This is a genomic window from Bythopirellula goksoeyrii, from assembly GCF_008065115.1.
Classification (GTDB): Bacteria; Planctomycetota; Planctomycetia; order Pirellulales; family Lacipirellulaceae; genus Bythopirellula; species Bythopirellula goksoeyrii.
The window spans coordinates 5,503,996-5,518,581 of record NZ_CP042913.1 but is presented as its reverse complement, the minus strand read 5'-3'; the positions used below and the strand labels follow the sequence as shown (position 1 = coordinate 5,518,581).

Here is a 14,586-nt window from a genome sequence, read left to right as displayed (position 1 = left end):
AAGTTGTTTCGAGAAGTGGATGAAGAGAATAAGAGGATTAATTGCTCAGCCCACTTGTGATTATGAACATTCGCTGAGCCAGAATCAATCATTTCGGCAGGTAATTATTGCACGTCAGAATTGCCTTGCAGATCGCCAATTGTCTGCTCTAGCCACTCAAGCAGGCAAATCTGCTCAGGAACTTGTGCGGAGACCGTGAGCAATTCATTTCTCAGGATTGCCAAATCCTCCACCACGTCGACGTCGGTAAGTCGAGCAAGTTCTCTAATGTTACCCGAAGGGAGAAGGTTCGCAGCTAGAGATTCGGCAGTGTTTACCGTGCTGTAGGGAATCGTAGACCAGGCCTCCTGTTGAATCTGGGCATTTGAGCCAAATAGATAAAAACCCCCATCATGGGTGCGACCCAAAACATAATTGAAGTGGTCATGTGGATCGATCAGAAATTGAATCGCATGTTTCAGAATGGTCGGAGTCAGTTGCGGAGAATCGGCCCCAATGAGAACGACTGCGGTGTGCTGTAGAATCAACTCGTCAAAAACTTTGTGCAGCCGATCTCCCAAGTCCCCCTCGCCTTGAGAGACACAGGGGAATTGCTGCCAAAGTGGATCGTCGAGTCCTGCTTCCTCTGCCACTGCCCAGTAGGGAGTGGCGCCCGTAGACTTGGCGACCGCAGCGACAGTTGCCGCGATGCATGTCACTGACAAGTGGTAAAACTCTGCACTTCGTTCCAACCCGATGTCAGCGGCCAGTCGCGTCTTGATGGGTGAAAGCCTTGGAGTTTTGACAAACACAGCAACGGCGGCAGATTGTCTACTCATCGCATTCGACTCCGCAACAGAGCGATGAATTCGGGAAATGCCTGCGCCCAAGTTCGCCAAAGATGAATCGAAGTAGTCTTGAGCCAACCCTGCGATCGATACTTGCGGGCACTGGTCGAAAGAGTTGCGCTTACTGCCCGCAGGGTGATTCGATGCCGGTGGGCCTGCCAAACGAGCAGGTGGTCTTCTCCGTAGGACGCGTCTTCGGGGAATCGACCCAGTTGATCAAACGTATCACGGCTCATACACAGTCCCTGGTCTCCGAAGGGAAGTTTCAAGATGTGAGACCGCAGCCAGACTCCCCAGGCATTGAGGCGTGCCATCGAGGGTCCGTCGTGCTGAAATTGCAGATCGAAAAAGTGGACCGCCTCGGGAGATGTCGTAAGCGAAGTATTCAAGGCAGTCAGTACGACGTTGTCGAACTGGCTATCGGCATGGAGAAACCAGAGGAAATCCTTCTTGGATAGTTGCGCGCCGGTATTCATCTGATGGGCGCGACCCACCGAGGTACAGAACCATTCGATATTGCAACTGAAGCCGAGTTCACTAGTCAAAGAAGTAAAATCGGAGGGTTCGGCTTTGGTGCCAACGAGCCACACTTCCGCTTCACTAGGTAGTTGGGATAAGTAGCCTAGTAGAGTTCGCCAAGAGCTGTCTCCTGGTCCTACGGGAATAACTACCGATACGCGTCCAAGTTCGCTCAGTTTATCATGGGGAGCTTTCGCCGTTTGCGAGAGTGTGTCAGAATCAGATTCTGATAGGCTTCGATGCATAGTTGATGGCAAAAACTAACCAACTGGAAGTCGCTTCAAGAGTTGGAGCTAAGAATTGCATCTTACACTATCTCACGCGTCCGGAGCGGAGGAAAGATCCAGCAATCGCCAACCACTGGCAACAGGCAAGATTTGAGGAGTCCTACCATTATTCAACTTTCACTCTTACGACAACACAGCCCGCTGGCGGAGGCTTCGGAGCAGATCGCGATTTTGGAGTCGCAGGACGAACATGCATTGCCAACATTTGCTGCTACTCTGGCTGAGAATGAACTTGAGCCTCTCGAGGCGAATGGTATTGACGTACTGCAAGTCAACGTTGGCAAGCTCTGCAACCAGACCTGTCGACATTGTCATGTCGATGCGGGGCCCGATCGCCGCGAGAGCATGTCTCGGAAGACTGCCGAAGCCGTGATTCGAGTGTTGAGAGAAAGCGACATCGGTACGCTCGACATCACAGGTGGTGCGCCTGAGATGAACTCCAATTTCAATTGGATAGTCGAACAAGCTCGGCAGTTGGGTCGGCATGTGATTGATCGCTGCAATCTCACGATCCTGGTTGCTCCGGGCTATGAAAGTCTGCCGGAGTTCTTGGCGCACCATCAAGTTGAGGTCGTCGCCTCATTGCCATGCTATACCGAGGAGAATTGCGACAGCCAGCGTGGGGATGGTGTCTTTCAAAAATCGATTCAAGCCCTGCGGCGGCTGAACGAACTGGGCTATGGTCAGCCCAACAGCCCATTGTCCTTGATATTGGTTTACAATCCCGTCGGACCTTCACTGCCGCCGTCTCAGGCTCAACTTGAAGCAGACTATCGCCGTGAACTACGTAAGCAGTACGGCATAGAGTTCACCAAGCTCTACACAATAACCAATCTCCCCATCAGCCGGTTTCTTGACGATCTGTTGCAGTCGGGACAATACCAGAGCTACATGCAGAAGCTGGTCGAGTCGTTCAATCCCCGGGCGGTAGAGGGAGTGATGTGCCGCTCGATGCTGTCGGTTGATTGGCAGGGAAGACTGTACGACTGTGATTTCAACCAGATGCTGGAACTGCCGTTGGTCGCTAAAGCTGCGCAAAGCATTTTTGATCTCGATATTGCTGAACTTGCAAAACGGCAAATCGTTACGGGGAGGCACTGCTTCGGTTGCACGGCGGGTGCCGGCTCTGGGTGCCAGGGAAGCTTAGTACCGTAAGCTTGGAGCCGCGCTCCGCGGTGCCAACGTCCGCAGCACCCTCAACGGGTGAAAATCGGTAGTTCTATTTCTATTTTCGGAACTTACCTCGAATCGCCAAAATCGTTACCATAAATACCCAAGTTTATGGAATTTGCACCTTTTCTTGAGTGATCACTTGTCTCAACTAAGAAACCGGATTTTTATATGTCGGAAGACCTGCAGTTAGAAGCTGATCGGCAAGTAATTCTCGATGGGCAAGCCAAGGGGGGATTGGCGAAGTTTCTGGCCTACACCAAACTCTCGGGGCCAGGGTGGATGCAGAGTGCTATGACCCTTGGCGGCGGCTCCATGGGTAGCAGCTTATATCTGGGGATCTTGGCCGGTGTGAGCATGATTTGGGTGCAGCCCTTCGCCATGATCCTGGGCGTAATCATGCTGAGTGCGATTGGCTACGTTACCCTTTCGACTGGCGAACGACCCTTCCGTGCCATCAACTCGCATATCAACCCCGTGCTGGGTTGGTCGTGGCTGTTGGCCTCATTGATGGCCAATTTGGTTTGGTCGATGCCGCAATACTCTTTGTGCTTCGCCGTTTGTGAGCAGAATCTATTTCCTGGTATTTTCCTCGGAGACGGCATCTTGTCTGCCGGCACCGAATCCACCGAAGCAGGCAAGTGGTTGGTCTCCATCGCGATACTTGTGCTGTGTACTCTCGTTACCTGGAGTTACGGGAGCGGTAGCGTGGGTGTGAAGATCTATGAGACAGTGCTCAAGAGTGTGGTAGCTGGGATCGTGTTGTGCTTCTTTGGGGTGGTCATCAGGATGTCGATGGTAGGCGATGGGGTCGATTGGGGGGCAGTCTTTTCGGGGTTTATCCCAAAATTCAACCACCTCTTCCATCCTTCCAGTACCTTTGATTCACTGCTCAATGCAATTTCTGATCCTGCGGCGCGGGCTTACTGGAGCGATTCGATCGTAAGCCAGCAGCGCGATGTGATGCTAAGTGCAGGTGCGGCTGCGGTCGGGATCAATATGACGTTTCTGCTACCCTACACGTTGCTCGGACGTGGGTGGGATAAGGACTTCCGAGGACTCACAATCTTTGATTTGTCCACCGGCATGTTTATTCCTTTCGTACTGGTCACAGGCTGCGTCGTGATTGCGGCAGCAACTCAGTTTCACGCCAAGCTGCCAGCCGGATGTATTGTGAGCAACGGCGAAGTGCAGGTTCCGCCTCGTTTGCAAAAAGACTACCAGACGATTTTGGGAGAAAGGGAGGCTGCTGGGAAAGCGGGGCAATATGATTTTTCCGGCGAGCCATCACTCGCGGAGACCGAGTTAGCTGCCGTGCTAGTGAAACGCGATACGTACGATCTGGCCAATTCTCTCCAGCAACTGTTTGCCAATGACAAAGGAGAAGGAGGTCGATTCTTCTCGAATATCGTATTCGGCATCGGCGTGGTCGGAATGACGCTATCGTCAATTTCGTTGATGATGTTAATATCTGGTTTCGTCGTGTGCGAAGTGTTCAACATACCGCCGCGCGGCTGGATCTTCCGGCTCGGGTGTTTGCTATCTGCCAACGGTGCGTTCTGGCCTCTTATTTGGCAGGGAAACGCCAAGGCTTGGTTGACTGTGGTGGCTGGTGTCTTCGGAGCGATGCTGCTGCCTATTGCTTATGTCACGTTCTATCTAATGATGAATCAAGAAACACTATTGGGCAAAGAACGTCCCACTGGTGTGCGACGAGTAGTGTGGAATGTGTTGATGAGCATTGCCGCCTTGGCGGCGACCGGCGCGGGACTCTCGGCCATCATGAAGAAGGGGGGATACACGGGGCTGGGCTTCGCGGCTGCGTATATCGGCCTGGTACTTGTTGTCCAATTGATGCGGAGTAGCCGGAAAGCGGTTGCTTAAACACAGAGAGCGGTAAGCGTCATTCGTTCGACGAAATAGATATGCTCGTTGCTTCGAGATCATCTGCGTCGGCAGTTACAGTGATTTGTCCTGGATGCCCCTCGTTGGCTCGGACGATGAGCATCGCTTTGCCGTAGAATAGCCGCCGTGAATTGGTTTGGAACAGTTCTTGCGACATGGGATTGCCATTGCCGACTGCTGCGATATCTGCTGGTCCTTCGACTTGGAAGCGGATTTGATTTTCGGCCAAGGGGCAAAGCACTCCGTCTTTATCCAGTGCTTCTACCAGCACATAGCATAAATCGTCACCTGTCGCATCAAGTCTTGTGCGGTCGGGAGTGAGGCGGATCTTCGCCGGCTCGCCGGCAGTTTTAATTCGGGCCGTGCCGAGTTGCTTGCCGTCTTTGTATGCGACTACTTTAAGTTCGCCCGGTTCGTAAGTCACATCATTCCAGCGCAGACGATAATCATAAGTTGAATCGTAGTACATGGATTGCGCGGTGTCGGGATAGACCGCAAATTCGCTGATGCTCGCGTGATTGCCATCGCTCAAGCTATCAAACTCTATTCGAGCATAGCGAGCTTGGATGTCTGTCTTGTGGATTGAGGCTGTCGATCCGCCCCATTGAGGGAAATCGCTGACAGGTTTTCTCGCTACGGTTTCCCAGTGAATCATGTCGGGAGAAACCTGCAACTCATAGCCATACCACTTGGCTTCCTTTTCAAATTCAATCACGATACACTTAATAGACTCGCTCTTGCCAAGATCCACTTGGAGCCACTGTACTGGCGAGTCGTTCTCAGCGGACCACTTACTATCCATGTCGTCGTCGCCTGCCAGGTCGGCTTCGAAACTTGGTCGTGTGGAACTGGCCGAAAACTGCTTTCCGACTGCCAGATTGGCTTGACGGTCGGAACGTACCCCTTTTTCCTGTCGACCGAGCGATTGGCCATTAAGAAATAGTTCTGCCGAATCCCCATTAGTGTAGACAAATACCGGTACTTTTGCGCCGACGTGGTCAGGCCAATTCCAGTGAGGAGTGATATGAACCGTCAATTCCTCAGGGTTCCAATAACTGCGATACAACCAATAACGGTCTTTGGGGATGCCACACAAGTCTACTATTCCGAAGTACGAGCTCTTGGCTTCATGGCTATAAGGGGTCGGTTCACCGAGATAGTCAAAACCTGTCCAGACAAACTCACCTGCCACGAAGGGGTCCTTTTTCATTAGATCAAATTCGACCTCGGGAATGTCGGACCACGCCGCTGCATTCAGGTCATAGGAGCTAACTTGCAGTCCAGGGTTGTAGTCGGTCTTCGTGTAGGCCAATGGCAGAGCGTAGAATCCTCGGGAGCTCAGGGTCGAAGCAGACTCGCTATAGAGAATTGGTTTTTCGGTCAATAACTTGCGATGATTCGCATAGCGCCGAAGATAGTTCCAGCCTACCACGTCGAGACTATCGTAGACCCCTTGAGCCACTTGATGCGGGAAGCATGTGCCAATCGTCGTTGGTCGTGAGGTGTCGTATTTGCGCACGATCTCTGCCATCAGCTTGACTCGCTCTGGTGTTACCCCTTCTTCATTATCGGGGATTTCATTACCGATGGACCAAACAATGATTGACGGATGGTTGCGATCGCGCAAAACCATACTCCGCAAGTGGCGCTCGCCGTGTTCCTGAAGTGATGGCTTGCCGTGAATGCGGTCGGCAGTTCGATCCCATTTGTCAAAACATTCGTCCCAGACGAGGATGCCCATCGAATCGCATAGATCCAGCACCTCGGGCGCGGGTGGATTGTGGCTAGTGCGGAGCGCATTGACGCCCATGCTTTTCATGATTTGTAGCTGCCGCTCCGCAGCTCTGGTAGAGAAAGCGGCCCCGAGTGGCCCCAGGTCGTGGTGAAGGTTGACACCCTGCAATTGAACTCGCCGTCCGTTAAGATGAAAACCGTCGTCGGCCGTAAACTCGATTGTGCGAATACCCAAGGAAGTCGCTTGCGAGTCAGCTAGTTTGCCGTCAACGATCAATTCGCTTGTAAGTCTGTACAAGTGGGGATGGTCGACGTCCCACCGCTGGGGGTCGGCAATCGTGAGAGTCTGTTTGAACTCAGAGTCCCCCGGAGCGATTGTCCCATCCATGCTGGCAGAGGCGACGTCATTTCCTGATGCATCAATGAGTGTGAAAGTTACTTTGCTGGAAACTTCTGCTGGTTTATGGTTTTCAACCTGCACAGCGATATCGATCGTGGCAGAATCGTCGGTCACCTTCGGAGTGGTGATGCAGACACCCCACGGGGCAATGTGAATGGGCTCTCGTATTTCCAGCATCACCTTGCGGTAGATGCCCGCACCGGGATACCAGCGCGTGCCGTGATTGGTTGTGTCAGCACGCACAGCTATAACGTTCTTGCCCGAGAGATTCACATAGTCGGTGGCATCCACTCGGAAGGAGGTGTAGCCGTAGTCCCACTTCCCGGCGAGTTGACCGTTAATGTAAACCTGGGGGAAGGCCATCACGCCGTCGAAATCAAGATAGATGCGCGAGCCTGCAGGCCAGTCGAGGGTAAACTCCTTTCGATACCAACCGACCCCCTTCCAGGGTAATTTGCCGGCATAGCCGTCTTCGTCTGGGTTAAAGGGACCGGCGATCGCCCAGTCATGCGGCAGCCGAACTGTGTTCCACTTGGAGTCGTCGAAGTCAACCGTTTCGGCTGCGGCAGGGTCGCCTTTGGTGAATCGCCAATCTTTGGTGAAACGGATCGACTGTGTGCCTTCGTCAGCATTCGCCAAAAGGGTGCCAAGACACATCATCGCAACGGTCAATGCGAGCGTCATATTTCTGTCGCGCGCACAGCAGATTTGCCAGGAATGTTTTGCAAAAGCCGTAATCATGCCTTGTTTTCTACCCATTCGAATCATTTACTAACTTTCCCGATGCCGTCTAAAACTATGAATCAAAGTAAATCGCATTTGTTCGTTCGTTCGACCCATTCCAAACAATATCAGAAGCCCGGCAACCAACCCAGCAGTAGTTGGCTCGGGGACACTTACTGTGGCCGAAATCTGAGAGATGTCGCCGTATCCATTTTGCCAGTCGACTAGGTCGCCAACGCTGGGGTTTCTTTGCCAAGCTAAAAAATCGTGGCCATCAACATCACCGTCGTCATCGAAATCACCTTGGAGGTTAGTTGCGTGTAAGACAAGTGTGGTGACGCTGTAGGCTGGCATCGTGTATTGGAAGGCGTTGAGCAAGTCGATATCGATGTCGGCCACCCTTTGCGGGTTTGGGCTCGAGCCGGTGAGTTGGTACACTTCGGCGAGATCGAAAATCTGATCGTGGGCCACCGAGATACCTGTCGTTATCTCTTCACCCGTGCGGTTAATTGCGACAACGAGCAACCGGTTCGGATCGCTCTCATCAATGCTTGCATACACGGCCGACTCGGCGATGCTCGAAGTTTCGGCTTCGATCGAGGTACTACCGAAAGTGCCACCTGCTCCATCGTAATTAAGGTACATATCGAACGCGCCGTTGATGTAGGTCCCACCTCCCCAGACATTGGCCGCGAAGACGCCTTCGCGTCCAAAAATTCCCAGCGCGTCGGCTTGGGCGATCGCGCCGGAGATATGGTTGTTGCCGCCATAGTTGTATTCGGTGATGGCAATCTTGGTGCCGGGATTGAAATCGTCGATGTCACGCTGGACGCGCGGGAGCAGCTTAATTGGTCCATTATTTCCCGGATTGCCCTCCCAGGTGCCCCACTGACTGATCCAACTGTCTTCGACGTAAGTCGGGTCCCACAACGAGCGAGTCGCCTGGACACGAGCAGCCACGGCGGCTCGTGTCGTGACATCCCCCGTAATGCGCTGTCCGTCTGCATAAACTTCTGTGTACCAATGCAGATCCAGAACGTCCATTAGCTTTCGGCCTTGGGCGACTTCCGCATCGTGCACTTGCTGCAGCAGCCACTCGTGGTAGTGCATCTCGCCCGTCTCATCACCTGCGGGGTGCGAAGGATTAGTGACAGCATCCGGGGCGTCTGATAAGTTCGTGAAATCGGTCCAACCGTAGCCGACGCCACCGAACACGATCGCGTTGGGATTCACGTCCTTGATTGCGCCGGCGTGAGCGATCGTTTTGTCACGCAATTCAGCAAATGAAGGATTAAACGGATGAATCGTCGGATGGGTTCGACCACCAGAGGTGGGTGGGACCGCTGGCACCGGTGGGTTTTCCCAAGGTCTTGGCTCGGCGCCCGATTGCCATCCGGGAGGCAGCGTCTCTCCCCACAGGCCTATTTCATTGTCGAGACTGTAAAAGACGGGTTGATTGGGGGCTTTATAATCCTCGACCCAATTAGCCAGCTCATCGGTAAATACGTAGCCGTCAGACTTATTCGGGCTAGTTGAGAGCGAAGAGCCAGGGTAGATCGTCGACTTTTGTGGAACCACTTCCTTCCAACGCGGCGAAGGAGCGATCTCCGTTTCGTCGACGGTACCATTGCCGTCAGCTGCCACGTAGCCGGCCATGGGGACCGTGACGAGCACGGCCTCTCCATCTGTAGCGTTTTGGATCGCGCTGCGGAAGGCGTATCCCGGAGGATCATTGGGTCCAGTTGCCATGCCGAAGTCACTGTGATGATACCAGTCCCCCCCGGCGTTCGACGCATTGTTTTCCCAGTTATAACCGGTCAACCGATTTCCACCTATGCGGTTGGACATTGCGTTCGGGACCGTGCCGAAATTCGTTCCGTAGATCCAGGGCGAGATAGCCTTTACATTTTGTGAGGCGTTGATAGTGAACTGCACCTGGGCCGGGCCGGGATCATCGGGGATGATCGCCAGCGCCATCGAGGCGCCAACTAGCGAGCTCAGAATTGCGGCGATCGCCGAACCAAAACAACATAAATTCCACATTGCCATCTTTCTGGTCAAATGATGTTAATTTGCGGGCTCTCTCCGCGTCGAAGCTGACCGTTGGGCCGATGCGAGACTACCCACCAACATGGCGAGTGCAATCATCTCCCAAATCGACGGTTCGGGCACAGCCGTACTCGCCGCAAGGGAACTATCTCCATAAATCGCTTGCCAATCGGCTAGGTCGCCAACGCTGGGGTTTCTTTGCCAAGCTAAAAAATCGTGGCCATCGACATCGCCATCGGCGTCAAAGTCGCCGGGTTGGTTGGCGCCACCGGTCACTGCGGTCACTGTGTCCTGGTCGAAGACCGTAGTGGAATTGCGGTCGAAAATCCCAGACCCGTTGGCGCCAGTCCAACCATTGTCCCAGTAGAAGGGTGCGATTCCCAAGCTGTTGGCCGTATCGACAAACAGCTGATGATAATACTCTCTTGAGGCAAGATGCAGATCCAGGTTGTCGCCGGTCAGCTCTGGATTTCCCGTGCGATTCATGGCACCGAACTCACCCAGGATCACAGGTATTCCCTGGCTGACGAACTTGGTGTTCATTTTTTGTAGTTGTGCTGCCAGATGGGCTTCCCCACTGTGGGTCGCGTTGCGTGAAGGCAGCGTAGAAGATTCGTAATCGTCTCCCCAAAAGTAGAACATGTCGCCCCAATTTGCATCTTCCCCCAGTCCGGCAAACTGCCAGGGGTCGTAATAGTGAACTTCCACGGCCAAGCGGTCTTCGGTCGGGTCGTTCGGCAACGTGTTCATCAGCGAGTAGGTCAGGTTGATATCCGTGTTCGGTCCCTGGACCACCAACCAGCGAGACGTGTTGTTGCCGCCCGTGCCGCGAACCGCATTGACAAAGGTCTGGTAGTAAGCCGTCAACGTGGACATCTCAGCGGCAGTGTCGACATTCGGTTCATTCGCGGCAGCAAACAACAACCGATCATCGTAGCTGTCAAAGGTGTTGGCGATCTGAGTCCAGTAGGAATTCATCTTCGCGTTGATCGTTGGATTTACAGAGTTTCCAATGTTATTTTCCAGCCAACCACCATCCCAGTGAGTATTGACCACCACGGTCAGATCCGCGGCAAGAGACCAGTCCACCACCTGTTTGACTCGATTCAACCAGGAGGCGTTGATCGTGTATGGCGCCGATTGGTTGGCATGACTGTCCCACGCCACGGGAATGCGGATGGTGTTGAACCCGGCGTCGGCGACCGCGTTGATCATCGCCTGGGTTGCCGCTGGGGCCCAGCAACCTTCGCCGCAAGGCGGCTCCAATGTATTACCCAAATTCCACCCATACGTCGGCGAAGGTAGTTGCGCGAACGCGCCCGCAGGCAGCATCAGCAGGCAAGCGATGGCAATCACCAGAGCATTCAATTTCTTGGTCATCTCTGAACCTCTTCAAGTCTGTCGTCGACGAGTGAATGACTGATCGCGTTGTAGTGCGGCAAGGTGTGCTGCCCGAGCCCCATGGCCGACATGATCGAGCGCTCGTGTGCCGCATCGACGTTCACGATCGCCGAGATGTATGCGTACGAGGGAGTCAACGATCAAAATCGAGCAGGTAAAGACTAAAACTCTTCTGCGGACAGAAGTCGGCATGGCGTAGAGGCTTTCTGATCACAAAGGTAAGTACGACAATGCCGCAGTGCGAGTATTTGGATTCAAGTAGATTTGATTCAGCCGCCCGAAAATCAACGGAAGGACTTTTGGTCAGTTGAGCCCGGTGAGGTCGAGTACTTCGTATTGTCCCGCTTCACCACCTTTAGTACCCAAGCTGTTCAGCACATCGATGGGCACGTCATAGCTAATCGAGTGAACCGACCCGTCGGCAAACACGCAATTGAAGCCTGCCGGATGGGCTGAGCCAAACATGTACGTCTGGTTGAAGTAATCACTTTGGTCTGAAGGATTATCTGGTGCACAAAGCTTCCGCCATACCGCATCGCTTAGTGGCTGGGCCATCGTGCATCGCATCGTGTCCGGGTCCCAGCCGTCGAGCCATCCTCGATCATCGGACGGATCATTACCATGCCCGTCATAGTCTTTCTGGTAGACGTATTTCTCGCCGATCATCAGCGTATTAGAAGTGCCATCCGTTATCTGAGCAATTCTTGTGGGATTAGGTACACCATTTAGGAATGCCCCTGGGGCTGGGTTGGGTCCACAGGTGGCAGGGTCGACTCCATCACGTTTCCAGGGAGAGCGAACAATCACGCCGTCAAACACACCGAAATCTCTGCCCCAGGAGTACCCACCTCCGTTGGGGCTCCAAAAAGCTCTTTCCACCCGTCTGCAATTCTCGAAGTCCCGGGTGGCGATGTACATGGCTGGTGCGGTGCTCTGCCCGAGTGTTGCCGGTTGAGCACCAGCGTAATCCATCAAATAACTCGGTCCCCAAAAGCTATCGTGCAGTGTAGGTCCGCGACGTGATGGGCAATTATAGAGCGACACAGGAGTACTTTGAACGAGATCGGTATCGCCAATGTCGTGCAATGCCCCTTGCTCCAAATAAGGGAGAATCTGGTAAGCCCAACTTAAGCCTTGTTTCTTGCCCACCCAGGCCTTTCCATTCACAGCGTAGCATTCGATGCGATCTCCATAACTCGCGCCACCCGTAGGAAACTCTCGGTGAGAAGATTCGTAGTTCAGCATCGACAATCCGATGTTCTTTAGATTGTTTTTGCATTGAGAGCGGCGCGCTGCCTCACGCGCCGCCTGGATGGCGGGGAGCAATAGTGCGACCAATACTCCAATAATGGCAATCACCACCAAGAGCTCTACTAGGGTAAACGCTTTTCGCACTCTCTTTTCTCCATAGGTTTGTGATTGTGCAGGGCAACCATTGACGCAGATTACTAGGATCGCCTGCGGCGGAATCCTGCGAACAGCGCTGCGGAGAGAGCAAGCAAGAGACTCGCTGGCTCAGGTACAGACGCTATATTCACAGTCGACGCGGGAGCATTGTAGTTGTCTTGCCAGTCGCTCAGGCTACCGACGTTCTGATCACGCTGCCAGACCAGGAAGTCGTTACCGTCTACGTCGCCATCTTCGTCGAAGTCACCGGCAACGATGGTCGGAGGAATGAATTCCAGCTGGATGTTGTCGAAGTTGATAATATTCCCACTGTCGATGTCAAACCCGCCATTATTGAAGAAGAGTTGGAATGAAATGTTTGTTTCATCATCAAAGTACGGTGTAGGAACAGCAGCATCAGAAGTGGGAGGCGTCCCGCTATCGAGTTGCCAAACCACATGGTTCCAAATTCCGTTGGTGAGAGGAGTCACTGTGAATTCCGAACTCCAAGTATTGGCCCCATCATCTCCTTCGGGATCTTCATCATCGTTTAAATCTGGATCGTAGGTTGATACCGAGCCACCGACAGGTGTATCCGTAGTGTTTCCCTGGACCATGATGTCAAAAGAGAATTCGTAGTTGGCAGGATTACCAGCACCCGCTTGTCCTGCGGCAAAACCGAAGCCAGGACCATAGAAGCCAAAAAATCCGCCAAAACCTCCGTACCATCCCCAAGTGCCAGCATGTGGCGTTCCATCAATGTCAAGCTGGAAGCTTTGGATACCTGCGGCAGCAACCTGATCACTGATCTGAGTTTGCATGATTGGCATCGGAGTTGGATCTGCACCACCGCCGGAGAAACTCCACCCACCAGGATACTCCTGAGGTCCGGGCAAGGGTCCTTCAAAATCTTGCAAGACGACTTGAGCCTGCGCGGTTTGGCACTGCAACAGCGCTGCCAATGTGATCAAACTGAAGATAGTACCTGAGCACCTCATGAGAGACTCCTTAGAGAAGTATTTCCCGCTGTCGACGAGTACAAAAACGTTCAGCGACAGCGTATTGTTGGGATAAAATTTTGTTTCGTAAGTAGTGTTAGCAACGCTTCCGGCGCGAGCCGATCAGCAAAAGACTGCATGAACCGAGTAGGAGCAATGAAGTAGGTTCGGGAACTACACCAGTCCACTCGACGTTGTCGATGTAGTAGCGGGCATCGTAAGGAACCGCATTCGGGTTCGCAGAGTCCCACTCATAGGCATAGCCGGGATACAAGTTGATTGAGAGGTTCCAGTAAGTGGCGGTAGGATCAAAAGGCTGCATGCTTGCAAGAGGAATTGACACGTGCTGAATTGTGTCCTTTAGCGAAGTATCGATTGTGGGATTGGCATACTGATTCACTTCGCCGGCAGAACCGCCTCCGACTTGAAATTCTACTTCAACGTTTGTTGAAGCACTGGGAATCCACGAACTATTGACAATCACATCGAACTCAAGATTGGTATGCGAGTTCCAATCGGATACTGTAATATCGGGAGTCGCCCAACTCTGGCTTGTCATCTTCCCGTAGTACTGCTGAGGTTGAACCTCCATCCATAAAGTCGTACCACCGGTTGGAGTCGTAGTTGTAGGAGGATTGGGGCCTAAGGAACCACCGTAATTGAACCAACCCTCGGTACCACCAAAATAAGTCCCTCCCGGATCAAAGTCCGACTGAACTTCTGCCCGAAGATTTGACCCGCTTAGGAGTACAAAACTCAAAGCCATCAGGACTCCCCAGGAAACTCGTGTAATTTCAGTCAATTTCATCTTCATTAGAAGCAACTCCAGAAAAGTGTGAAAAAACCGATACGTGCCACCTCAAATGCAGCGGCACCACTCCAATTGATCAATTATTACCAGAGACTGCGGGACAGCTACGTTCTGATTTCCGCAAAACTGTCACGATTTGTGCTCTTCTGTAGATTGTCGGAATCGTTCCTCGCACTTCCATCTCCGTGAAGATTCAGCGGATGAAAGTAAAATATCGCAAACTTTTTCTTAATTTTTGCGATATTCTGTGATCATTGGCTGAATCCTAGTGCTGATGTGTACCATATCGTGGCAGATGTCGGTTGCTTCCTGGTCGAGATCCCATTTACCATGAGAAAACCGTGAATTCAGACGACACTCCCCCCTTAAGCCCTGA

Annotated in this window: 10 protein-coding genes; 2 read left to right on the top strand and 8 right to left on the bottom strand. The window is 52.9% G+C overall.

What is annotated here, in order from left to right; all coding sequences use genetic code 11:
- Window positions 1-104: 104 nt before the first annotated feature.
- Together Pr1d_RS21805 and Pr1d_RS21800 are read right to left on the bottom strand one after the other, a co-directional pair.
- Window positions 105-818 carry a TIGR04282 family arsenosugar biosynthesis glycosyltransferase gene (locus tag Pr1d_RS21805; protein ID WP_148075503.1) on the bottom strand — a complete coding sequence of 238 codons (714 nt, stop codon included), beginning with the start codon at window positions 816-818 and terminating at the stop codon, window positions 105-107.
- A complete protein-coding gene (locus tag Pr1d_RS21800; RefSeq protein ID WP_148075502.1) occupies window positions 815-1,591 on the bottom strand; it encodes a glycosyl transferase family 2 in 777 nt (258 codons plus the stop codon). The genes Pr1d_RS21805 and Pr1d_RS21800 overlap by 4 nt, the downstream gene beginning before the upstream one ends.
- A gap of 132 nt (window positions 1,592-1,723) precedes the next feature.
- Between Pr1d_RS21800 and arsS the strand changes: the two genes are divergently transcribed.
- Together arsS and Pr1d_RS21790 are read left to right on the top strand one after the other, a co-directional pair.
- Complete coding sequence (gene arsS, locus Pr1d_RS21795; RefSeq protein WP_238476564.1) at window positions 1,724-2,788, top strand: arsenosugar biosynthesis radical SAM (seleno)protein ArsS; 1,065 nt, start codon at window positions 1,724-1,726, stop codon at window positions 2,786-2,788.
- Between the two features lie 186 nt (window positions 2,789-2,974).
- A complete protein-coding gene (locus Pr1d_RS21790; protein ID WP_148075501.1) occupies window positions 2,975-4,687 on the top strand; it encodes a divalent metal cation transporter in 1,713 nt (570 codons plus the stop codon).
- Between the two features lie 19 nt (window positions 4,688-4,706).
- Here Pr1d_RS21790 and Pr1d_RS21785 read toward each other — a convergent pair whose 3' ends face one another.
- The 6 genes from Pr1d_RS21785 to Pr1d_RS21760 form a co-directional block, all read right to left on the bottom strand.
- Entirely contained in the window at window positions 4,707-7,583 is a 2,877-nt protein-coding gene (locus tag Pr1d_RS21785; protein ID WP_168205410.1) for a glycoside hydrolase family 2 TIM barrel-domain containing protein, read from the bottom strand.
- A gap of 30 nt (window positions 7,584-7,613) precedes the next feature.
- Window positions 7,614-9,608: a glycoside hydrolase family 44 protein gene (locus tag Pr1d_RS21780; RefSeq protein ID WP_168205409.1), complete on the bottom strand. Its 1,995-nt coding sequence runs from the start codon at window positions 9,606-9,608 to the stop codon at window positions 7,614-7,616.
- A 24-nt stretch (window positions 9,609-9,632) separates the two neighbouring features.
- Entirely contained in the window at window positions 9,633-10,994 is a 1,362-nt protein-coding gene (locus tag Pr1d_RS21775) for a glycoside hydrolase family 5 protein (protein ID WP_210417804.1), read from the bottom strand.
- Between the two features lie 324 nt (window positions 10,995-11,318).
- Window positions 11,319-12,410 carry a DUF1559 domain-containing protein gene (locus tag Pr1d_RS21770; RefSeq protein ID WP_148076484.1) on the bottom strand — a complete coding sequence of 364 codons (1,092 nt, stop codon included), beginning with the start codon at window positions 12,408-12,410 and terminating at the stop codon, window positions 11,319-11,321.
- 53 nt (window positions 12,411-12,463) lie between these two features.
- On the bottom strand, window positions 12,464-13,399 hold the full coding sequence (locus Pr1d_RS21765) for a PEP-CTERM sorting domain-containing protein (protein WP_148075498.1): 936 nt from the start codon (window positions 13,397-13,399) through the stop codon (window positions 12,464-12,466).
- 97 nt (window positions 13,400-13,496) lie between these two features.
- Window positions 13,497-14,213 carry a PEP-CTERM sorting domain-containing protein gene (locus tag Pr1d_RS21760; protein WP_148075497.1) on the bottom strand — a complete coding sequence of 239 codons (717 nt, stop codon included), beginning with the start codon at window positions 14,211-14,213 and terminating at the stop codon, window positions 13,497-13,499.
- Window positions 14,214-14,586 lie beyond the last annotated feature (373 nt).

Coding starts and splice junctions, on each gene's coding strand:
- Pr1d_RS21805 (WP_148075503.1), bottom strand. CDS start 818: ATGAGTAGACAATCTGCCGCCGTTGCTGTGTTTGTCAAAACTCCAAGG.
- Pr1d_RS21800 (WP_148075502.1), bottom strand. CDS start 1,591: ATGCATCGAAGCCTATCAGAATCTGATTCTGACACACTCTCGCAAACG.
- Pr1d_RS21790 (WP_148075501.1), top strand. CDS start 2,975: ATGTCGGAAGACCTGCAGTTAGAAGCTGATCGGCAAGTAATTCTCGAT.
- Pr1d_RS21785 (WP_168205410.1), bottom strand. CDS start 7,583: ATGATTACGGCTTTTGCAAAACATTCCTGGCAAATCTGCTGTGCGCGC.
- Pr1d_RS21780 (WP_168205409.1), bottom strand. CDS start 9,608: ATGTGGAATTTATGTTGTTTTGGTTCGGCGATCGCCGCAATTCTGAGC.
- Pr1d_RS21775 (WP_210417804.1), bottom strand. CDS start 10,994: ATGACCAAGAAATTGAATGCTCTGGTGATTGCCATCGCTTGCCTGCTG.
- Pr1d_RS21765 (WP_148075498.1), bottom strand. CDS start 13,399: ATGAGGTGCTCAGGTACTATCTTCAGTTTGATCACATTGGCAGCGCTG.
- Pr1d_RS21760 (WP_148075497.1), bottom strand. CDS start 14,213: ATGAAGATGAAATTGACTGAAATTACACGAGTTTCCTGGGGAGTCCTG.